The sequence below is a fragment of the Aestuariispira ectoiniformans genome (assembly GCF_025136295.1).
In the GTDB taxonomy this organism is placed as follows: domain Bacteria; phylum Pseudomonadota; class Alphaproteobacteria; order UBA8366; family Aestuariispiraceae; genus Aestuariispira_A; species Aestuariispira_A ectoiniformans.
Genome location: NZ_CP062788.1, coordinates 1,476,440 through 1,498,240, shown reverse-complemented (window position 1 = coordinate 1,498,240; position 21,801 = coordinate 1,476,440). Strand labels below are relative to the sequence as shown.

Below are 21,801 nucleotides of genomic sequence, written 5' to 3'. Positions count from 1 at the left end.
CAACTCCATCCCGCCCGTCCGGTAAAAGCATCGGCATCTCGGGCGGGATGGAGGTCTTTTGTTGACACCTTCCCCTTGCCCCGGATTTCCGGGGTTCTTTTTTACCTTGTAAATAAATGACCGGTCATTTATTTGTTGGGCATGACAAAAGACAACAATGCCTCCTCTCCCAAATGGCGACGCCGCGCCGACGACCGCCCGGACGAAGTGATGGACGCGGCCCTGGACCTGTTTATAGAAAAGGGTTTTGCCGCCACACGCGTCCAGGATATCGCCCATCGCGCTGGCCTTTCCAAAGGCGCGCTCTACCTCTACTTCGACAGCAAAGAGGCCATCTTCAAGGCCCTGGTGCGCCGAGCCATCGTACCCATGGTCGAAGACGGCGAGAGCATGGCCAAACATACCAGTGACACGCCCGAACAAACCGTACGTCTTATGATGCGCGTGGTTGCACGACGGCTTTGCGATAATCGCGTCGCAGCCCTGCCCCGCCTGGTCATAACCGAAGCAGGCAACTTCCCGGAGATCGCTGACATGTATCGCGAAGAGGTCATTGAGCGAGGCTTCGTCGTGCTGGGTCACATCATTGAGCGAGGTGTAAGACTGGGCGTTTTCCGCCCGGTAGACTCCAAACTTGCCGTCCGCAATATCGTGGGGCCGATTCTCGCCCATTCACTTCTAAGCAGCGTCTTCAAAATCGGCAGCACCGATATCGTTGCAATTGATGAATTCGTCGACAGCCATCTGGATATTCTCTTCAACGGCCTTCTCGCCGAAAGAGAAGGAGATAGGAATGGATAGCATTCTGGACAGCCTGACCTCCGCCCTATTCGGACTTATGGCCCTGTTTTCAAACGCCCCGCAGCAAGACATCTATTTCGGCTATGTGGAAGGCGACTACCTCTACATGGCTGCCCGTCAGGACGGTTACATCGACCTGATGGAGGTCAAGGACGGCCAGACCGTCTCTGCAGGCGACTTGCTTTTCACTTTGGATAGCAGCCGACAGGCCGATGCCCTGGCCCAGGCGCAGGCAAATCTGGATACCAAAAAGGCCGACCTGGCCGACAAATCCTACGGTGCGCGCAGCGAGGAACTGGCAGAGATCAAGGCCCGCCAACGACAAGCAGAAGCCAATCTGGCCCTGGCCCGCATCACCTTCAAACGCACCAGAGAACTGGTTACGCGCAAGGCCCTTCCGGTAAGCCGTCTCGACACCGACCAGGCGGCCCTGAATGAGGCCAGAGCGACGCTGGCCGAAACGCAGGCACAGTTGGCCGCTGCCCGCCTGCCCGCCCGCAACGACCAAATGGAAATGTCGCGCAAAGCAATCAGTGCCGCAGAGGCCGACGTCTCACGTGCCGCAACCGATCTCAGTGACCGCAGCCTCTTCGCCCCCGCCCCCGCCCGCGTCGATCAGGTCTTCCTCTACCCCGGAGAATTCGCAAAGGCGGGAACGCCCGTCCTCTCCCTTCTGCCCCCGGACCGTATAAAGATCAGATTCTACGTGCCGGAACCGGTTTTCGCCCAGATTCATGTCGGCGATACCATCGCCATCAGTTGCAGCGGCTGCCCACAATCCTACGGGGCGCGGGTATCCTTTCTTGCCTCGGACGCGGAATACACGCCCCCGGTCATCTTCAGCCGCGAAGAACGAAACAAGCTGGTCTTCATGGTGGAAGCCATCCCGCAGGAACCGACCCGCTGGCATCCCGGCCAACCGGTCGATGTGAGCCTTAAGCCATGACGGACGCCGAACAAGCCCCGGCAATTGCCGTAGAGGGTCTGACCAAATCCTTTGGCGACAAGAAGGTCGTGAACGACTTCGACATGACCGTTCCCAAAGGCGCCATTTACGGCTTTCTCGGCCCCAACGGCAGCGGCAAGACCACGACAATCCGCATGATGTGCGGCCTGCTGACGCCCGATAGCGGAAGTGGCCGTTGCCTGGACCTGGACATCCGCACGCAGGCCGCCAGGATCAAGGAACGGGTCGGCTATATGACACAGAAATTTTCCCTCTACAGCGATCTTTCGATCCGGGAAAATCTGGAATTCATGGCCCGCATGTACCGGATTTCGTCGCCGAAGAAACGCGTTCAGGATGCCCTGGAGGACCTGGGGCTGGCAAACCGGTCGCATCAACTGGCAGGACAACTGTCGGGGGGCTGGAAACAACGCCTCGCACTGGCCGCCTGTCTGTTGCACGATCCGGCCCTGCTGCTTCTGGATGAGCCCACCGCGGGCGTCGACCCCAAGGCCCGGCGAGATTTCTGGAACGAAATCCGCCGCCTGTCACAAAACGGCGTCACCGTTCTGGTCTCCACCCATTACATGGACGAGGCCATTCAATGCGATTCCATTGCCTATATCGCTTATGGCCGAAAGCTGATCGACGGCCCCGCCGACCAGATTTCCACCACCGTGGGCCTTGTCACCTGGCGCGTTGAAGGGACCGGATTAACCGCCCTGGCGGAGGAACTGCAGGGCAAACCAGGCATCGAACAGATCGCCCGGTTCGGCACTGCGCTGCATATTTCGGGAACCGACCCGGAGGCCCTGGACGCAACGGCACATTCCTATATCGACCATGGGCCCCAGAAATGGTCACGCCAGCCAGCCGGCCTGGAAGAGGTCTTCATTCATCTCATGGCGGGCGCGGAAGATAATTTCAACGGCATAACCGGGACGTCCAAATGATGTATTATTCCATCGGCCGTTTCCTGGCCATCCTGGTTAAAGAATTCATCCAGATGCGCCGGGACCGGATGACCTTTGCCATGATGATCGGCCTGCCCATTATCCAGTTGATCCTGTTCGGTTACGCCATCAACACCAACCCCAAACATCTGCCGACATTGGTGGAAGTGGCCGACAGCGGCCCCTTCTCCCGCAGTTTTCTTGCCGCCATGCGCAACAGCGCCTATTTCGACTTCAAGGGCATTGTCAGCAATGACGAGGCGAAAAAGGCGATGCTGCAGGGCAAGGCACTGTTCATTGTCACCATCCCGCAGAATTTTGAACGCGATATCATCCGTGGAGAAAAACCATCCATCCTGGTCTCCGCCGATGCAACCGACCCGTCCGCCACCGGCAATGCCGTCGCCTCCCTCAACCATCTTGTCGAAACCAGCCTGCGCAGTCTGACGGTCGGACCGCTGGCATCACTGGCGCCACAAACCGACGCCTTTGATGTCATCGTCCACAAACATTTCAATCCGGCGGGCGTCACCAGTTTCAATATTGTGCCCGGCCTGCTGGCGATCATCCTTTCCATGACCATGGTGATGATCACTTCGATCGCGATTGTGCGGGAATTTGAACGCGGCACGATGGAAACCCTGCTGGCGACCCCGGCGCGGCCAATCGAAGTCATGCTGGGCAAAATCCTGCCCTATGTCCTGGTGGGATACGTCCAGACCGCCGTCTTTATCATGATGGCGCTGATCCTGTTCCAGGTTCCCTTCGAAGGCTCGCCCATCGCCTTTCTGGCGGCACTCAACGCCTATATTGTCGTCAATCTGGCGCTGGGCTTTCTCTTTTCCACCGTCGCCCGCAGTCAGATGCAGGCCATGCAGATGTCCTTCTTCTACATCATGCCGACCATCCTGTTGTCGGGCTTCATGTTCCCCTTTGCCGGAATGCCTGCCTGGGCACAGTTCCTGGGCAACATCATCCCCACGACCCATTTCATGCGGATCGTACGCAAAGTGATGCTGAAAGGGGCCGGTCTGGCAGATATCCTGCCGGAACTATCCGCCCTGGGCATCATCATGGTTGCGGTAACCGCCCTTGCCATGATGCGTTATCGCCAGACCCTGGATTAACTCTTTTTCTTGAGGTCCAGTTCGACCAGCAGGACACCCTGCTCATCGCTGGCCTTTGCCACGAAACCGATCTTCCGGGTCAGGGCCAGCATCCGCATGTTTTCCTGCAGAACCTGCCCCTGGATGGTCGCAATACCCCGGGACCGGCAATAGTCGATCATCTTGTTCATCAGGATCGCGCCAAGGCCACGCCCCTTGATGGCGGAACTGACAATAATGGCAAATTCCGCAACCTGTTTGTCCGGATGGATCGCAACACGCACCTCGCCCACGGTCTGGGGCTGGCCTTCGGCGTCGTCACGCACGGCGATGAAGGCCATTTCCCGGTCGAAATCAATCTGGGTCAGCCGGGCAAGCTGCGAATGTTCAAAGCGGCGGATCATGCCAAAGAAACGGAAGTAGACATCCTCCGGCTCCAGGTTTTCCAGAAAGCCCAGATGCTGCCCCTCGTCCTCGGGTCGGATCGGGCGAATATGGACCGGGATACCTTTCAGATCGATATCCTCTTCCAGTTCACTGGGGTAGGGGCGGATCGACAGCCGCGTGCCAACGCGTGCCGTCACCACCTCTTCCGGCAGCAGGGAGATATGGGCGTCGAGAGCCAGAACCCCACGCTCGTCCGCCAGCAACGGGTTGATATCCAGTTCCTCGACGTCCCTCAGGTCGATCACCAGTTGGGACAGCTTTACTATGCTGGTGTAAACCACATCCAGATTGACGCCCGGCAATCCACCATAGCCTTTCAACAGACTGCCAACCCGTGTCCTGTCCACCATCTGACGCGCAAGCGCCATATTCAGCGGCGGCAGGGCAATGGCGCGGTCCTGCATCAATTCCACTGCCGTACCGCCCTGCCCGAACAGCAGCACCGGTCCGAAAACCGGGTCCGTCTTGGCGCCGAGGATCAGTTCCTGCGCCGTGGCAGGCCGGATCATCGGCTGAATGGTAAATCCTTCAAAGACCGCATCCGGTGCTTTCTGCTGCAGTTTTACCTTCATCGTCGACAGGGCCTTGAGCAATTGCACCGCATCTTCCAGCTCGAGACTTACCCCGCCCACATGGGATTTATGCGGCACCCCATGCGCCATGATTTTCGCCACAACCGGATAACCCAGCTCTTCCGCCGCCGACAGTGCCTCCTCATCGCTTTGCACCACGCGCGTCTCAACCGTCGGAATTCCATAGCAGGACAGTAGCGCCTTCGCCTCCGGCTCGCTTAGAACCGATCGCCCGGAAGAGCGAGCATCGGCTATGATCCTGCGCGCGCCGTCCTGATCAACCAGATCATCCAGCTGCACCGTTTCCGGCGTCTCGGACAGTAGCGACTGGTTCTGCTGATAGGCCACCAGTTGCATGAAGGCGTTCACGGCTTCTTCCGGCGTCTTGAAGGTCGGAATACCAGCCTGGAAGAACACAGCCTCCGCGTTATGGGCAAGCTCCCCACCCAGCCAGCAGGACAGAACCGGGATACGGTATTTGCGCAGCTTGGGCGCCAGTTCCTGCGCCAGGGCCTCCCCATCCACCAGGGCACTGGGCACATGCAACAGCAGGATTGCATCAATCTCCCGCGCCTTCACCAGTATGTCGAAACAGGCGAGGTAACGCTCGATCGACGCATCGCCCGCCAGGTCCAGCGGATTGACCTTGGGCCAGTCACCGGGCAGGACCTCCTCCAGCGCGGCCTTGGTTTCCGGCGCAAAGGGGGACAAACGCGCGCCATGCCGCCCCAGGGCGTCCGCCGCCAGAACACCGATCCCCCCGCCGTTGCTGACAAGGGCGAGCCTGTTGCCGCGCACCCGGATACCACGGCCCAATAGTTCCGCCGCGTTGAACAATTCCTCCACCGTATCCACGCGCAGCATGCCCGCGCGCTGGATCGCGGCATCATAGACGTCATCCGTTCCCGCGAGGGCCCCGGTGTGGGAGGCCGCGACACCGGCGCTGTCCTCATAACGACCGGAACGAACCACGATCACCGGCTTGTTGCGCGCCGCCGCCCGCGCCGCAGACATGAATTTCCGCGCCCGGTCCAGCGTCTCGATATAAAGCAGAATTGCATGGGTGTTGGGATCGCCACCCAGATAGTCCAGCACATCCCCGAAATCCACGTCCCATCCCTGGCCCAGCGAGATAAAGTGGGAAAAGCCGATACCGCGGCTGTCCGCCCAATCCAGCACCGAAGTCGCCAACCCGGACGACTGTGAAATGAAGGCCATCTTGCCGGGTTTTGCATCCGACGGCGCAAAGCCTGCGTTCAGCCGGATGTGGGGTGCCAGGAAACCGACACTGTTCGGCCCCAGCACGCGGATCAGGAAGGGACGGGCCGCCTGTAGCGCGGCATCGCGTAATTCTCGGTTTGTGTTGCTATCCGGTGTGTCGAACCCGTCTGACAGGATCATAACCGCACGCGTTCCGATCTCACCCAGAGAAGAGATCAACTGCGGGACTTCTTCCAGCGGCCTACAGATAATCGCCAGTTCCGGCGTCAGCGGCAATGCGGCGACATCCGCGTAGGCAAGCACGCCGCCCACGGTTTCCCACTGGCTGCTGACCGGCAGGATCGGTCCGTTGAAGCCGCCTGCCAACAGGTTTCGCATCACGGTGAAACCGATGGTGTTGTTTTCCTGAGACGCGCCGATCACCGCAATGGATGATGGACGGAACAGAAACTCAAGATTGCGGACGGACATGAAAAAGCCTCAACGGGTCTGATGCGAAACACAAAAGTTATATCACAGACACAAGGGTTTACGGCAACCGCCCCAATATCACCTTAATGCAAGTCAATTTGATGAAGGCCCTCCCGCCTTGACCGCATCATAGCCAGCCAAAGCCGCCGCGCGTGCCTGCGCATGATCGACGATGGGGCGCGGGTAGGTCTCCCCCAGCACGATACCCGCCTGCGTCAGAACACTGAGCGGCGCATCGAACGGCGCATAAATATGGTCTGTCGGCAGGTCGGCCAGCTCCGGGCACCAGCGGCGGATATAGGTGCCGTCGGGGTCGAATTTCTCACCCTGTGTCATGGGATTGAATATCCGGAAATAGGGTGCGGCGTCGGCACCGCTGCCCGCCACCCATTGCCACCCGGCGGCATTATTCGCCAGATCGGCGTCCAACAACGTATCCGCAAACCAGTCCATCCCATGCTTCCAGTGAAGGCGCAGGTGTTTTATCAGAAAGCTGGCTGTAATCATACGCACCCGGTTATGCATATAGCCGGTTTGCCATAGCTCCCGCATTCCGGCATCCACGATCGGGTAACCTGTTTGCCCCCGCTGCCAGGCCCGCAAGGCCCTGTCGTCATCCGCCCATGGGTAGTTGTCGAACTCCCGTCGCCAGTTCTGCCCTGGGAGGTCGGGGAAATGATAAAGCAGATGATAGGCGAACTCCCGCCAGCCAAGCTCCGCCTTGAATTTCTCCACGTCCTTCGGAGGGGCTGCCCCCTGATCCAACACGAAATCCAAACGGGCAAAAAGCAATCGCGGAGAGATTTCCCCGAAATGCAGATGCGGCGACAGGCGGGAGACATTGGGCAGGTCCGGACGATCCCGAAGTTGGCCGTACCCTTGCAGCCCTTTCTCCAGAAATTGTTCCAGCCTGGCACAGGCACCAGCCTCTCCCGGTTGCCAGAGGTCCCGCCATCCAGCCGCCCAGTCCGGATCACTCGGCAACAAGGCCCAGTCCGACAAGGCGTCGCCCCCGTCGAAAGACATCACCTCAAGGCTCTGGGGTTTCGACGTCGGATAGGGCATCTCCAGCACTTGAGCCGCACGCCAATAGGGGGTGTAGACCTTATAGGGACCACCGGTCTTGGTCTGGACCTCCCACGGTTCATGCAGCAGGGCAGCATTAAAGCTGTGGACTTCAATATCTAGATTGCCCAGCGCAGATTTCAGCGCCTTGTCCCGGCTGATCGCCGCCGGTTCATACAGGCGGTTCCAGTAGATGGCATCTGCACCGACCTCCGTCACCAGCCCTGGCAGAATTTCCCCGGGATTTCCTTTAAAAAGGCACAACCCGCCCAGACTGTCGGACAGGGCCTCAAGGCTGTGATGCAACCACCATCTCGACGCCCCGCCCAGGGGTTGCGTCTCTTCATCCAGGATAAAGACAGGCAGAATTTCCCCACGCGCCGCCGCCTGCAGCAGGGCCGGGTTGTCAGCCAGCCGCAAATCCTGCCGGAACCAGACAATTGTCGTCACGCATCGCCTCCTCATCAGCCTCGGCCATCCCGTAACGCCATATCATAAACTTATTTAACACTCACGTCGCCGGTTGGCTCCGATTGTCCGATAATCGCCTTCAATTGCTCTATGGCACTTTCCACGATGGCCATCTTTTCCGACGTCTGGGGGTAAACAGCATAAACCGGCTGTTCGATTACTTCAGCATCCTCAATGCGCCTCAGGGAGATGTCGCTTCCATCGCGGCGGACCATACGGGCCGGAAGATAGGCTGTCCCTCCCGCCCTTCCCAGATAGGACATCGCCATGGAACCGATCCCCATGGAAACCGGACTGGATTGCAGTTCAGGATAGAGGTTGAGATGGGCCGCCTTGAAATGCGGGCTCCAGTCGATGAACAAATAGCGCTCCGGGTCGATCCCGGCATAGTGATCGGTATCGGTGGAATACATGATAAACCGTTCCACACCCAGATTCTCGATCGTCACTTCCTGCGCATAATCCGGGCGATAGAGGATACCGATATCCAAAGCCCCCTCGCCAATCTGGTTCAAGATCGCCGGTGAATAGTCCGCCTCCATATGCACGGCGACCTTTGGATGGGACCTGCGCATGGAAATAACCCACTCGTCGACAACACGATCCCAGTAACTGAACTGGATGCCGATGCGTAGAACGGCCTCATAGTCCCGGGGCAAGGCCAGTTCGTGGCGGGCCTGCTGCCAGATTCTGACCAGGTGAACCGCATGTGTCTGAAACTTTCGTGCATAATCCGTTGGGGCCGCCCCATGACGGCCACGCGTGAAAAGCGCATGCCCGCCAAGCGAATCCTCCAATGCCTTGATCCGCGCGCTGACGGTGGACTGCGTAACGTGGAGACGTTCCGACGTCCGGTTGAAATTACCGGTCTCCATCACATCGAGAAAGGTCCGCACATGTTCAATATTCATCGCCGAAACGCGCCTCCTGCCACGCAATTATACAGGCATCCTTACACCATGGATAAAAAACGGTCAGCCCCACAGCGGGGGCTGACCGTCCTCATCCGGCGAATTCAGCAGGGAGCATTCATACGCCTTTCGCCGGAGGATACCGCCGTTCCGCCTCCACCTTGTTCAGGTCCATGTGATTACGCATGAACTGTTGGGAGGCGTCGCTAAAGGGTTGGAAATCCCAAGGAGTGAATTCGCCCTTGGTCATTGCCTTGAAGATGAGATGACGTATACGCTGGCTTCGCATGACGGCCTCGGACACTTCTTCCACGGACCAGCGTTCCGCCACCTCCGCCTCGAAGGCGGCTTCCAGATCCGCATAGTCGGAATGGCCGGACAAGTTGGATAGTTCATTCGGGTCGGCCTCCAGGTCATAAAGCTGGGCCGGATCGCAGTCGCAGGAGATATATTTGTAGCGGCCGCGCCTGATCATGAAGACCGGGGCAACGGAACCCTCGCCCATATATTCGCCGATCGCCTCATCCTCGTCGTCGCTCGCCTTACCATTCAACAGGCCGAGCAGGCTGCGCCCGTCCACCGGGTCCGGATAGTCCGGTTTTTCCACGCCGCCAGTCATGCCCGCCAGATCCACCAACGTGGGCAGCAGGTCAATATGGGACACATTATTGGCAACCCGTTTGGCCTCGAACCGGCCCGGTGCATGAACGATGAAAGGAATTCGGCACGAGCGTTCAAAATAGGACATCTTATACCACAGGCCGCGCTCTCCCAGCATATCGCCGTGGTCGCTCAACACGATAACAATGGTGTTGTCCGCCTGGCCTGTATTCTCCAGCGCGTCCATAATCTTGCCGAACCATTCATCCACATAGGAGGTGTTACCGTAATAGGCCCGCCGCGCATTGCGGATATCCTGTTCGGTAATCTCCACATCGTTGATCGCACTCACATGGTACAGGCGCTTGCTGTGCGGGTCCTGGTCTTCATAGGGAATGGCCGGAACCGACGGCAGGTCGATTTCGTCGTTATCATACAGGTTCCAGTATTTTTCCCGCGTTGTGTAGGGATCATGAGGGTGCGTGAAAGACACAGTCATCATGAAAGGGCGCGGGTCCTTGTCGCGGGCAAAGTCATAGAGTTCCCGGACAGCCCGGTAGCCTACCTCGTCGTCATAGTCCAACTGGTTGGTGACATGGGCCACCCCGGCCTCTTTGACGCTGGACATGTTGTGATACCACCAGTCGAAGCGGTCGTCGGTCATTTCCCAGTCCGCCGCCCAGCCGAAGTCAGCCGGATAGATATCGGTCGTCAAACGGCGTTCAAAGCCGTGCAACTGATCCGGGCCGATGAAATGCATCTTGCCGGCAAGACTGGTCTTGTAGCCCATGTAACGCAGATAATGGGCATAGGTCAGAACCTGCGAAGGCAGTTCCGCAGCATTGTCATAGGCGCCGATCCGATGCGCGTTCTGCCCCGTCATCATGGTAAAGCGCGCCGGTGCGCAAAGCGGGCTGTTGCAATAGGCATTGTCGAAGACAACGCCTTCGCCCGCCAGGCGATCCATCACCGGAGTTTTGACGACTGAATTGCCATATGCGCCGACCCCGAAAGCGGAAAGCTGGTCTGCCATGAGAATAAGGATATTCATCGGGCCGCTGTCTTCTCTATTCGCCATGATTATGCCTAACACTGAACTGAGCCATCCGGATGGTTCACGGGAACCACATCTGCATCCCTCTAGTGATCAACATTCAGCCCACAAAAAAAGCGATTTATATTTGGGAATATAATCGCTTTTTCCGATTAACCGCTAAAGGCTTATAGTTGCATCTAAATTTCCGATTAATACGGTCAAGTAATATCGCTTTTTCAAACAAATTCGACCGCTACCCTTTCTGGCGGCCAGTCAGGCACAAGAATCAGAATAGGGACGGAATAAATGAAGCATACAATCAAAGGCCTTTTCGCGGCATCCGCATTTGCCGCTTCAGTAATCGCCACCAGCACCGGCGCTTGGGCACAGGACCCAAAGCAATGTCAGACAGTGCGGCTTTCGGATGTCGGATGGCTGGATATCTCCTCGACAAACGGCGTGGCGAACTTCCTGCTGACGTCGCTTGGCTATGACGTCGACCTGAAAACACTTTCCGTGCCGGTCACATATCAGAGCCTGCAGAACAACGATATCGACATCTTCCTCGGCAACTGGATGCCCGCCCAGCAGAAGCTCATCAAACCCTATATGGACAAGGGAACAGTAGAGCATGTGAAAAAGAACCTGGACGGTGCAAAATATACCCTGGCGGTGCCGACCTATCTGGCAGACAAAGGGCTGAAAAGCTTTGCCGATATCGCCAAGTTCAAGGACGAGCTGGATGGTCAGATCCTGGGACTGGAATCCGGTAATCAGGGCAATGCCAAAATCCTCAAAATGATAGAGACCGATACATTCGGCCTTAAGGATTTCAGCGTCACCCCGTCGTCGGAGGCCGGAATGCTGTCAGCCGCCTTGCGCAGGAACCGGCGTGAGCAGCCCTATGTCATGCTGGCCTGGGAACCACATCCGATGAATGTGCAGCTTGACCTGACCTATCTGGATGGCGGTGACGACTGGTTTGGCCCGAATTATGGCGGAGCCACGGTTCACACGGTCACCCGCGCAGGCTATAGCGATCTGTGCCCCAATGTCGGAAAGCTGCTGTCACAGCTAACCTATTCCCTGAAGATGGAAAATGAGATCATGGGGCTCATTGCCGAAGGCGAAGAGCCTGATGTCGCCGCGAAAGCCTGGCTCCAGAAGCACCCGGACGCCCTTGAAGGCTGGTTGAAGGATGTGATGACCCGCGACGGCAACGACGGCCTCAGCAAGGTCAGGCAGGCCCTCGCCGAATAAGTTCAAGCCTTGCTACACCGATCAGGAGATCGAGGGCCGAAAACGCCCTCGTTCTCTCATCTGCTGTCAGTAGTCATATTTGAATTGCAGGCCCGCCTTGCTGTCTTCGGCCGTGGATTCCGTTGTGGCCTTGATATGCGGCGTCAGTTCTATTTCCACCTCAACCCCCGTCGACCCGGTCGTGCTTCCCTGTTTGGTGCCGACATAGATATCGTCCGTCAGGTATTCCCCGGCGCGGACCGTCGGTCCCTCGTCTCCGGATTCGACGCGTAACACGTCGACACCGATCAAACGCCGGATCGATCCGATCACGTCCAGCCCACTGCCGCCCCCTGACAGTTCCGCTGCCGCATTGGCCAGTTGAACCGCCTCGACCGCAGTCAGGCTGCCCTGGGATTTGCCGAATAGAATTCGCGACAAAATCTCGTCTTGCGGCAGGGCGGGATCGGATGTCAGCGCCAGTTCAGGTGCGCTGGCAGGCCCTGTAAAGGCCGCTGTTACCGTGAGATCATCGGCGCGGTGGACGCCCGCAATATTCAACAACGGATCAACCGGTTGGGCACCGGTGAAGGCGATGACGGAATCCCCAACCGTGAATGTCTTGCCGATCACATCCAGTTGCCCCCGCAGGGCTTTCATACTGCCGACCACCTGCGGGGCATCGGCCGCGCCCGTAATGCGAAGGTTACCCTGCCATTCCGAATCCAGCCCCTTGCCCCGCACGAACATCTGACCGGGGATATCAACGGTCACATCCAGCGTGACCGGATAACCGGCTTCCTTGGGTTTCTCCGCTTCCTGATTTACATCCTTGAGGTTCTGTACATCCAGGCTTGGCACGGTCGACGGCAGGGCAACGGCAAGGTCCACCTCACCCCGCCGCACGGTCGTCTGGGCTTTCAGATTGGCACCCGCGGCATCTCCCGTCACATCCAGGTCGATATCCGCCCATGCCCGCAATTCGTCCAGGCGGACAAGGGCGGCGTCTCTCGTCTGCAGATGTCCTTTAAATGACGGCTTCCAATCCTGCCCCAGTGTCAGGTCGAAATTGCCTGTCACCTCGCCGCCGCCACCGTCATTGGCACTCAACCTGTCGATCATCAGCCTGTTGGTCTCGATCACGCCGGACAGATCGATATCGCGCAACACCGTTCCATAATGAAGATGCTCATACTGCCCATTCTTGAGAGCCAGCGACCCGTTGACCTCAGGCTGTTTCAGGCTTCCCGACAGGCGTGCATTCATGGTCAGATGACCGGACAGGACATGGTCCGGCAAAGGCGCATATTGCCAGTAATCACCGATTTCCGTATCCAGCATCACCGTCGCCGACACCGGATCGGTCTCCGAAAACACCAGTTTCGGCGCAAGCAATGACAGGCCGATCGTCATATGCGCCTCTGCCTGCGCAATGGGCATAGCGGCATGACTGACGGTCACTGTTCCATCAAATGCCTGTCCCGCCAAATTGCCATTCAGGCGCAGATCAAAAGACGGCATGTCACCAGCACGATCCAGACCGATTTCATTGATGCTGGCGTTGACATGGGCCTCAGGCGTCTGTCCTGCTGTTTCGCGATAGTCCAGTTCTACCGCCCCCTGGCCGCTGATCGCCGGGGCCTGGAATAACTTCGCCCAAGGCCCCAGGTGGATTTCCTTGCCCGAAACCCGCAGCACGGCTGATTTCGAGGGGCGAACAGACATATCCATCGACAGGCGGCCACCGCCCTCTTCCACGATCGCCGCCAACAGGTTGAGATCGCCCGCCTTTCCGCTGCTGAACTCTATAGGCCCGTCGTTTCTTAGCGCCTGATCACCTATGGTTATCCGAACGTCGGGAAGTGTTACTTTCTGCCCCTTGTCCAGAGCAACAGCCGCGTGGCCCTTCAAGGTCAGGGGCAAGTCCCCGGCAAAATGGCCGGACAGGTCCGTATCGACCGCAAGATTGATCAAAGTGCCCTTGGCCCCGACTTTGACCTGATCCAGTTTCACGTCACCATAGGCAAGGTTTTCCGTCGAACCGTCCAAATCCATATAGGGGGAGCCAAAAGCATCATCGACGCGCCCGTCCAGCCCGACGGCACCAATATGCACCGACGGCCCCTCCCCCGAGAGGGCCTCCAGGTCCCGCACCGAGGCCGTAACCTTAATGGACTGGCGCACACCGTCGGGAAGGAAATCAATCTGCGCCCGCGTGGCCCCTTTATTGACCGGGATGCCCCACAGCGCCAGCAGGCCGGCGTCGAGCTCCCCGACCAAAAGCCTTCCCGACATCGGCAGACCATAATCAGGCATGGACAGCGCCCCGGAAACGGCCATCCCCTGCGACGTCAGGGAAAGTTTATCCACCTGTAACCGGTCCGGCGCAAAGACGCTCTGTGCAGAGGCCGCAAAAGCACGCCCGCGCAATTTGAGTTTTCCTTCGGAGGCCAGTTTGGGACTGCCATCGTCCAACCACGTGAGCACGTTGTGAACTGTCACAGCATCAAGCGTTTCACCGCCGGCAGAGATCTGAGGGAGATTGACATCGACGGCTCCGGTCGGGGCCGCAACCGGCCCGGCGATCTTGCCGATAACCGTCGCCCCCTTGGCAAGCCCGACGTCGATGCCGGGCGGCACGATCCCGGGTGCGGCATCTACGGTGAAATCCGTCCCGATCCGACCGAAAGCATCCGTCAGCCTGAGATTACCCTGTAGCTTTGCCTGTGCCGCGGTCCCGTCGAACTGCGGAACAATGAGATCAAAGTCTTTGGTCAGGGATAAAACCGCCTGCAGGTCAGGAGCCTCGCCGATGATGTGATCCAGTTCCGCCAGCCCCCAGGACAGGCCCTGTCCACTCACGCTGAGCTGCGCATTACCACCGTCAGGCGTCCAATGCGCCTTTGTGAGGCGCAGGCTGCCCGCACCGCTCAAGTCAAGGCCGGTCAGCGGGGCCACCCGCGACAGGTCGGCCATATCCGCCGTCAGGGCGAGGTCCGCGATATTTCCGTCGCTGTCGCGTTCCGCCGAACCGCTGGCGGAAAGCGCCAGGGCAGGCAGATCAAGATTTGTCAGGTCAATATGACGTCCATCTTCAGACAGCCGGGCCGCCAACGCGGCCGTCAAGGCCTTTGGCAGCAGGTCGTTCAGGGGTTGAGATGTCCATTCCTGCCCTGTCGATGCAAGGTCCAGCGCCACGGCCCAGCCATCCTCAGCAGGCGACGCCTGACCGATGACAGACAGCGCATCGGCGGAAACGCCATCCGCCACCACATCCAAACCGGTAACATCGGCATTGATGACAGGTGCAGCAAGCGGCCCTTCCGCCCCGGCATTCAGTGTCATCCCCTGCCAGGAAACCGGCAGGGCAAGCAGAGGCGCAAGGCCGGGGGCAAGGTCTGTGCGAAGTCTGATCGAAAGGCGGCTGTCTTCAAGATTCAGGTTTCCTGAAACCTCCGTATCGACATAGTCACCCTGGCGGATATTGAGTTTGATATCACGGATTTGGCCGAAGGACTTTGACATCTGACCAGCAGCCTCAACCGCAATGCCCTGGGTCAGGGCCACCGGGATATCAGGCGTCAGGCCTTCGGCGACACTCGCCTCTCCCTGAAAGGAAAAGGGGAAACCCGTCTCGCGATATCCAAGGGTCACATCGCCCGACAGCATTCCCCTGTCCGCCGCTTCGGCCCGCACGGCACCGTGCCAATCTTCAAGCGCACCCTTCCCCGCAAGCGTGAAATCTACGTCCGTTGCCTGCGCAGGCGGCAACCCCGCCAACGCCATGACGAGGCCGTCCCGGGCAAATGCCCCCTTAACATCTATATCCAGATTGCGAGCATCAGCCTCGTAGCCAACCTCGGCCCGAAGAAAATCCGCCTCATCTCCGCTGGGTTCAAGGTTCAGATGAAGTCGTGCATCCTGATTATCCTCGACCTGTGCGGCAGCAGACAGCGAGTATAAATAGACCTGCCCCGTATCCGGTTTTGTAACCGCAATCTCGGGTATATCCACCCGGCCAATTCGCAGTGACAACGGCAGAACCGGCATACCGCCCCCGTCCTGCGTCTTGGTGCTGCCACTGTCGAAGGCTGTCGGCAATGTGACCGCCAGCCTTCCCAACTCCAGTTGATCAACCCGAAGAACACCTGTGAAAAGCGCCAGCGGCGACCAGTCCAGCACAAAGCCCTCACCATCCACGGCCAATCCGGATTGGGGCTGTTCTAGGCTGATTTCTTCCACCGCAAGCCGGGACCAGAGACTGCCGGACAGGCCGCGCAACTCAAACCGCCCGTCCACAGCCCCGGACAGCAGATGGTTGACCGTCGGCAGGGCCAGTCGCAGAACGGGGCCGCTTCCCGCGATGGCGATGAGAGCCGCCAGCGCCACAAGGGCCGCGGCCACATAGACAGCACCCTTCCGCCAGACGGAGGGCTTGGCGATCACGTCATGGCTGACATCCTTGGGCCCGCTACTCAAAACGCCTGCCCGATACTGAAATAGAGTTGGAAATCGTCGTCGATATTGTCCCGCTTATCCAGGGGGATCGCGACATCGAAGCGCAACGGGCCCACCGCGGTGTAATATCGAATGCCCAGTCCGGCGGCCCAGAACAAATCGAAACTGTCTGGCGTGCTGGTGTCAAAGACATTGCCGCCCTCGATAAAGGGAACAAGGCCGATATCTTCTGTAAGGCGTGCGCGAAGCTCCACCCCCAGGTCAATGGTGGAGCGGCCTCCGGTCGGCTCGTTTTCCCCGTCAAGCGGCCCGATGGACTGGAACTCATAGCCACGCACGGTCCCACCACCACCGGAGAAGAAGCGTTTGTTCGAGGGCAGTGCCTCCAGTTCATCGCCGAAAATCATACCCACACGCCCGCGCCCGGCGATAATCCACTTCTTATCCTCATCAATGGAGTAATAGCGAGAACCGCCCAATGCCACCTGCACAAACTGGGAGGATTTCCCCGTCAGGCTGGTATAGGGCGCGACTTCGATCTCCGACCGGCTGCCCTTGCTGGGATCAAGCAGGTTATCCGTACTGTCCCGGCGCAACATCGTCCGAAGCCCGCCGAGATAAAATTGTTCATTCGGCGAGTTTGCCCCGGCAAGGTCGGAATATTCAAGAACACCACCGACCGTAGCAGACCAGGTTTTCGATAATTCACGTTCCACGCCCAGAAAACCGCTGGCGAGCACCCCCTGATAGCCTTCTGTATCGAAATTCTTTGCCTCGCCTTCCGCCACCAGACGCTGCCTGTCCCTGAGGAATTGCGGTTTGCGGAAATCGGCCTCGCCGCCCTGTTCAAGCGCGGATGCCTTCAGGCGAAGCCTCAAACGCTCCCCCGCGCCCATCAGGTTCCGGTGCTCCCAAAACGCATTGGCACCCGGCCCGTCAGCCGTCGAATAGTCCACGCCACCACCAATGGTCCGGTGCTTCCGTTCGACAACCTCGACCTCCATCGGGATTTCGCCGTCAGGCGTAACCGCCTTGGCAGGTTTGACCGTAACCGATTCAAACAGGTTGGATCGGGCCAGTTGAGTTCGCATGTCCGACACCTGCTCCGGATCGAACTGCGCGCCACGCTCCCACTCCCGGTAGCTGGCAATAAAGTCGCTATCGACCTCCGTCGCCCCGAAAACCCTCGTGTCCCCGAAGACCGCCTTTTCTCCCGCCTCTATCCGATAGGTAACGGAAAGCGTCTTCCTCTCGGTATCGGCAATCACGCTTCGCTTTTGCGCATGCGCCAGGGGAAAGCCCTCACGGCGAACGAATTCCACAACCTGTTTTTCCGCCTCGATAATCGGGTCGGCCTTCGCCGGCATACCAAGTTGCAGGCCGGTCTTTTCCATTTGCGCATCCGTCAGGGGGCGGCGTTCACTGTGCCCGTCGCGGACCAAGGCGATCTCAGCCTCCGCCAGCAAATAGACCGATCCCGGGTCGATCCGATAGGTCAGTTGAACCTTTTCCGCTGCCGAGGTTTCCGGCGACACATCAAAATCGACAGTCGCATCGTAAAATCCGAAAGATTTGAGAACAGTGACAAAGCGCTCCTGGTCGTCTTCTGCCCGCCTCTGCAGCCCGACACGGCTCGACGGTGGCCGGTCCTCAAGCCGGATCGCGTTGCTCACCTCCTGCAACTGCGCCAGCAAGGCCCCGTCTTCCTGCTCGACGCCGTTGATATGGACTTCATAAGGCAGGGACTGACGCTGGGCATCTTCCAGGGCCACGGGAGAGCTGTCTTTTTCTTCCGGCAACAGGGATTGGGACAGACTGCAGCCGCCTAAGGCAAAGGCCAGAAGAAGGGCCGGAAATCCACCCTTCCGCAAAGAACCAAACTGCTTGACCAATATACCCAAAAAGAAAGCCCACCTTCCAAATGCGCCTGCCCATTCCCCTGAAACCACCGGAAAATGGGCATCAAACCATGATGCAGCAAGCCCCTTTAGTCACTTTATCAGATAGATACAGCCGTACAATGGTTCCCGCTTGCGCGACACGACAAAACCTTAATTGCCATACCGTCGCCATAACATTTTAAATCACACTTTCGTATTGACTCTGACTCGCAATTACAGCTAATATTGCGACCTGTTCGCAATTGCAGGTAATTGAGTATGTACATCTGCCTTTGTAATGGTCTGACTGACCGTGATATCCGAAGCGCCGCCGACAGTGGTGCGCGCACTGTGGCGGCCGTATACCGCGCCCATGAATGTGCGCCGCAATGTGGAAAATGCGGTTGTCATATCAAGGATATGCTGCGCGAGGATGCAGGCAGCGCCTGCGCTGGCGGCAATGCATTGCTGGCCCCCAGTAAAGTCTAACGCCCCCTGATCAGACAGGTTTTATTTTGAGGTCTCCCAGCCCGGCTGCGGAGGCCTTCTTTATATCAAGAAAAATGCAAACAACCGATCAAGAAGCACATTTCCTCAAAGTAAAATTAAATAAAGTATTTCCCCCTATACTTCTCATTATTTTAAATATGATAACGATTATCGGTTTCAAAATAAAAAAATATTGAAAACGATTATCAATTACTTACTTTTCTATTGAAATCAATATTTTCCGGCGTAGATTGGGTACAGGATCGAAGCCGCATCCATTCCACAGGACGCGGAGACGGATTGGCATATAATCAAATAGGTGGAGACGGACGGATGAAGGGCGACAAAACAATGCTGAAGCACCTCAACAAGGTGCTGTTTAATGAACTGACCGCGATCAACCAGTATTACCTGCACGGTAAGATGCTGAAGGACCGCGGGCTGGAAGAGATGGGCGAAAAGGAAGTCAAAGAGTCCATCGATGAAATGAAACATGCGGACAAGCTGATCGATCGTATCCTGTTCCTGGAAGGTCTGCCGAACCTGCAGGACCTGGGCAAGCTGATGATCGGCGAGACCATCCGCGAAATGCTGGAAAGCGACCTGAAACTGGAAATGGCGAACCGCAAGGATCTGGTGGACGGAATCGCCTATGCGGAAAGCATCAAGGACTATGTCAGCCGCGAGTTGCTGGAACACATCATGGAAGAGGAAGAAGAACATATCGACTTCCTGGAAACGCAGCTTGGCCTGATCGACATGGTTGGCGAACAGAACTACCACCAGTCCCAGATGTCCTGACAGCAAACATCTTCTACCCGGCGGCTGCCGACCGTGCAGCCGCCCCTTTCCCCTGCTCAACACAATAACGCATCAAGAGGTTTGCCATGAAAGGCTCCCCGCAGGTTATCGACGCGCTGAACAAGCTGCTGACCGGTGAATTGTCCGCTTCCGACCAATATTTCGTACACTCCCAGATGTATAAGGACTGGGGCCTGGAGAAGCTGTATACGCGCCTCGAGCATGAGCGCGAAGAGGAACTGGAACATGCGCGCGTGCTGATCGAACGCATCCTCTTCCTGGAAGGCATGCCGGATGTCGCCAGCCGCGACGCCCTGAATATCGGCAAGACGGTTCCCGAGATGCTGCAAAGCGACCTGGACTATGAGTATCAGGTCGCACAAGCCCTGAAAGACACCATCGCGCTTTGCGAAAAGGAACAGGATTACGGTACCCGCGACATCCTGATGCCCCTGCTGAAGGATACCGAGGAAGATCACGCCTATTGGCTGGAACAGCAGCTGGGCCTGATCGACAAGGCGGGCCTGCAGAATTATATGCAGCACCAGATGAGCTGACGGCGCACGCCTTTACATCAGCCAGTCAATCGGCCCGGGGCAGGTTATCCGCCCCGGGCCTTTTTTTTGTCAGCCGGCGCAAAGGCAAGCTGCTGCCATACAGATGTATAAAATTTACGTTTTTAGCTAATTAGCCTTTATCATGAATATCCAAAAGTGGTAACGAGATACCAAATACAGTATGGCTGGGGCGCTATGGTATTCAAGGCAGTATGGTTTATTACCCTGTTGATCGCAGGGAATCTGATGTGGTCATCTCCCTCCTTCGCGGATAGCACGCTACGCCGCGCGACCAACAGCATGCCGACCAGCCTCGACCCCCAACGCCAGAAGACCAGCATGGACTCCCGCGTCCTCAACGATCTTTTCCTGGGTCTGACAGCTCTTGGGCCGGACGGTAGCATCATTGCGGGCACGGCGGAATCCTGGGACATTTCCAAAGACGGTCGCCAATACACCTTCCATATCAGGCCGGACGCCCGCTGGCAGGACGGCACACCCGTCACGGCAGGGGATTTCCAACTGGCCTTCGCACGGCTGTTCGCCATCGGTCCGAAGGCATCCCTGTCTGGAAACTACAGCATCATAGAAAACCATCAGAATTTCGCCGAACTGGCGGAGCCGATCAGCTTGGAAAAGCTGGCATCGCTTAAAACAGGCGTGGCGGCTCTTGACGATCAGACACTGCGTATCAGGCTGACCTCGCCCGCCCCGTATTTTCTGGAATTACTTGCCCGCCCGCCCGCCTTTCCGGTGCCAAGCCACCTGTATCGCAGCAAAGGCAGCCGCTGGGCTGCACCGGAAAATATGTTCAGCAACGGTGCCTATCGGCTGCAGTATATTTCCAAGGATAAGATCGCACTAACGCGCAACAGGGAATTCTTCGACAACAGTCGCGTCACCATTGACGAGGTACAATTCCTCCATGTACCGGAAGGCCAATCCGCCGGTCGTTTTGTAATTGGAGGACATGCCGACCTTGCGGAGGCTATCCCCTATTTCCAGGTGGACAGCCTGCATCACGCCAATGATTTTGTTGTGCACTCACAGCCTGTTTTATCGCTCAGCATGTTTCTGCTGAACCCGAACGTAACCGCGCTTAGTGATCGCCGGGTCCGCCAGGCCCTCTATCTGGCCATTGACCGCAACGCCCTTGTCCGCACGCGCAACAGCAAGGAAACGCCTGCCTACGGTCTGGTGCCCGGCATGCATGACTACGCCGCCGAAGCAGCCCCCGCCCGGTCCCAGCAAGACGCCCTGACGCAGGCAGTGGCGCTCATGAAAGAGGCCGGTTACAGCAAAGACCGCCCGCTGCACCTGACATTGACAACCATAGACAGCACACAAAGCCGACGGCTGGCCGTTCTCGCCAAACGGTTCTGGATGAACATCTTTGTGGATTTGTCGATCACCCAAAAACCCTTCAACCAGGTTGTGGCCGATATCCGCAATGGTAACTTCCAGATAATCCGCCGGTCCTGGCGCGCCGATTATCAGGACCCCTATAATTTCCTGTATCTATACAGTCCCCGCTCCAACCGGGCTCTGTATCCAACGGGCAACCAGGAGGTAGAGAGGCTTTTCGACCTGGCAGAAAGCACCCCCGACTTGCGGATGAAATATCTGAAAGAGGCCGAACTTCTTTTGATGAGGGACTATTTGACGGTGCCGCTCTATTCGCGGGTCACCCACGCCCTGCTATCAACCCGGATCAAAGGCTGGTCAGAGCATGTCATGGCCCCCAACGCCACCCGTTATCTTCGTCTTGAGGACTGAT

At 57.8% G+C, this 21,801-nt stretch carries 15 protein-coding genes; 9 read left to right on the top strand and 6 right to left on the bottom strand.

Annotation, left to right across the window (positions count from 1 at the left end; genetic code table 11):
• The first annotated feature begins 141 nt into the window (after positions 1–141).
• From IF205_RS07225 to IF205_RS07210, 4 genes are read left to right on the top strand one after another with little or no spacing between them, the layout of a single operon-like run.
• Positions 142–801: a TetR/AcrR family transcriptional regulator gene (locus IF205_RS07225; protein ID WP_259782614.1), complete on the top strand. Its 660-nt coding sequence runs from the start codon at positions 142–144 to the stop codon at positions 799–801.
• The gene (locus IF205_RS07220) at positions 794–1,747 is read left to right on the top strand and encodes an HlyD family secretion protein (protein WP_259782613.1); all 954 of its coding nucleotides are present in this window, start codon (positions 794–796) and stop codon (positions 1,745–1,747) included. The genes IF205_RS07225 and IF205_RS07220 overlap by 8 nt, the downstream gene beginning before the upstream one ends.
• Positions 1,744–2,700 (top strand): ABC transporter ATP-binding protein, encoded by a 957-nt coding sequence (locus tag IF205_RS07215; protein ID WP_259782612.1) that lies wholly within the window; start codon positions 1,744–1,746, stop codon positions 2,698–2,700. Before IF205_RS07220 ends, IF205_RS07215 begins: the two co-directional genes overlap by 4 nt.
• Complete coding sequence (locus IF205_RS07210; RefSeq protein WP_259782611.1) at positions 2,697–3,827, top strand: ABC transporter permease; 1,131 nt, start codon at positions 2,697–2,699, stop codon at positions 3,825–3,827. Before IF205_RS07215 ends, IF205_RS07210 begins: the two co-directional genes overlap by 4 nt.
• On the opposite strand, the gene IF205_RS07205 is transcribed toward IF205_RS07210, so the two are convergent.
• The 4 genes from IF205_RS07205 to betC form a co-directional block, all read right to left on the bottom strand.
• A complete protein-coding gene (locus IF205_RS07205; protein ID WP_259782610.1) occupies positions 3,824–6,517 on the bottom strand; it encodes a bifunctional acetate--CoA ligase family protein/GNAT family N-acetyltransferase in 2,694 nt (897 codons plus the stop codon). The genes IF205_RS07210 and IF205_RS07205 overlap by 4 nt on opposite strands.
• A gap of 93 nt (positions 6,518–6,610) precedes the next feature.
• Positions 6,611–8,032 (bottom strand): cryptochrome/photolyase family protein, encoded by a 1,422-nt coding sequence (locus IF205_RS07200; RefSeq protein ID WP_259782609.1) that lies wholly within the window; start codon positions 8,030–8,032, stop codon positions 6,611–6,613.
• Between the two features lie 50 nt (positions 8,033–8,082).
• Positions 8,083–8,964, bottom strand: coding sequence for a LysR family transcriptional regulator (locus tag IF205_RS07195; RefSeq protein WP_259782608.1), 882 nt, complete (start codon positions 8,962–8,964; stop codon positions 8,083–8,085).
• A 118-nt stretch (positions 8,965–9,082) separates the two neighbouring features.
• Positions 9,083–10,642 (bottom strand): choline-sulfatase, encoded by a 1,560-nt coding sequence (gene betC, locus IF205_RS07190; RefSeq protein WP_259782607.1) that lies wholly within the window; start codon positions 10,640–10,642, stop codon positions 9,083–9,085.
• 264 nt (positions 10,643–10,906) lie between these two features.
• On the opposite strand from betC, the gene choX reads away from it, so the two are divergent.
• Positions 10,907–11,860: a choline ABC transporter substrate-binding protein gene (choX, locus tag IF205_RS07185; protein WP_259782606.1), complete on the top strand. Its 954-nt coding sequence runs from the start codon at positions 10,907–10,909 to the stop codon at positions 11,858–11,860.
• 66 nt (positions 11,861–11,926) lie between these two features.
• Here choX and IF205_RS07180 read toward each other — a convergent pair whose 3' ends face one another.
• Together IF205_RS07180 and IF205_RS07175 are read right to left on the bottom strand one after the other, a co-directional pair.
• A complete protein-coding gene (locus tag IF205_RS07180; RefSeq protein ID WP_259782605.1) occupies positions 11,927–16,318 on the bottom strand; it encodes a translocation/assembly module TamB domain-containing protein in 4,392 nt (1,463 codons plus the stop codon).
• A complete protein-coding gene (locus tag IF205_RS07175; protein ID WP_259782604.1) occupies positions 16,315–18,168 on the bottom strand; it encodes an autotransporter assembly complex protein TamA in 1,854 nt (617 codons plus the stop codon). Before IF205_RS07175 ends, IF205_RS07180 begins: the two co-directional genes overlap by 4 nt.
• Before the next feature lie 288 nt (positions 18,169–18,456).
• On the opposite strand from IF205_RS07175, the gene IF205_RS07170 reads away from it, so the two are divergent.
• From IF205_RS07170 to IF205_RS07155, 4 genes are all read left to right on the top strand, one after another.
• Entirely contained in the window at positions 18,457–18,666 is a 210-nt protein-coding gene (locus IF205_RS07170) for a (2Fe-2S)-binding protein (protein ID WP_259782603.1), read from the top strand.
• A gap of 333 nt (positions 18,667–18,999) precedes the next feature.
• On the top strand, positions 19,000–19,467 hold the full coding sequence (gene bfr, locus IF205_RS07165; protein WP_259782602.1) for a bacterioferritin: 468 nt from the start codon (positions 19,000–19,002) through the stop codon (positions 19,465–19,467).
• A gap of 86 nt (positions 19,468–19,553) precedes the next feature.
• Entirely contained in the window at positions 19,554–20,024 is a 471-nt protein-coding gene (gene bfr, locus IF205_RS07160; RefSeq protein WP_259782601.1) for a bacterioferritin, read from the top strand.
• Positions 20,025–20,219: 195 nt separating this feature from the next.
• Positions 20,220–21,800, top strand: a complete 1,581-nt coding sequence (locus IF205_RS07155; RefSeq protein ID WP_259782600.1) for a peptide ABC transporter substrate-binding protein — start codon at positions 20,220–20,222, stop codon at positions 21,798–21,800.
• The last annotated feature ends 1 nt before the right edge of the window (position 21,801 follow it).

Bases quoted from the DNA above. Each gene is read 5' to 3' on its own strand.
- IF205_RS07225 (WP_259782614.1), top strand. From the start codon at position 142: ATGACAAAAGACAACAATGCCTCCTCTCCCAAATGGCGACGCCGCGCC.
- IF205_RS07220 (WP_259782613.1), top strand. From the start codon at position 794: ATGGATAGCATTCTGGACAGCCTGACCTCCGCCCTATTCGGACTTATG.
- IF205_RS07215 (WP_259782612.1), top strand. From the start codon at position 1,744: ATGACGGACGCCGAACAAGCCCCGGCAATTGCCGTAGAGGGTCTGACC.
- IF205_RS07210 (WP_259782611.1), top strand. From the start codon at position 2,697: ATGATGTATTATTCCATCGGCCGTTTCCTGGCCATCCTGGTTAAAGAA.
- IF205_RS07205 (WP_259782610.1), bottom strand. From the start codon at position 6,517: ATGTCCGTCCGCAATCTTGAGTTTCTGTTCCGTCCATCATCCATTGCG.
- IF205_RS07195 (WP_259782608.1), bottom strand. From the start codon at position 8,964: ATGAATATTGAACATGTGCGGACCTTTCTCGATGTGATGGAGACCGGT.
- betC (WP_259782607.1), bottom strand. From the start codon at position 10,642: ATGGCGAATAGAGAAGACAGCGGCCCGATGAATATCCTTATTCTCATG.
- choX (WP_259782606.1), top strand. From the start codon at position 10,907: ATGAAGCATACAATCAAAGGCCTTTTCGCGGCATCCGCATTTGCCGCT.
- IF205_RS07170 (WP_259782603.1), top strand. From the start codon at position 18,457: ATGTACATCTGCCTTTGTAATGGTCTGACTGACCGTGATATCCGAAGC.
- bfr (WP_259782602.1), top strand. From the start codon at position 19,000: ATGAAGGGCGACAAAACAATGCTGAAGCACCTCAACAAGGTGCTGTTT.
- bfr (WP_259782601.1), top strand. From the start codon at position 19,554: ATGAAAGGCTCCCCGCAGGTTATCGACGCGCTGAACAAGCTGCTGACC.
- IF205_RS07155 (WP_259782600.1), top strand. From the start codon at position 20,220: ATGGTATTCAAGGCAGTATGGTTTATTACCCTGTTGATCGCAGGGAAT.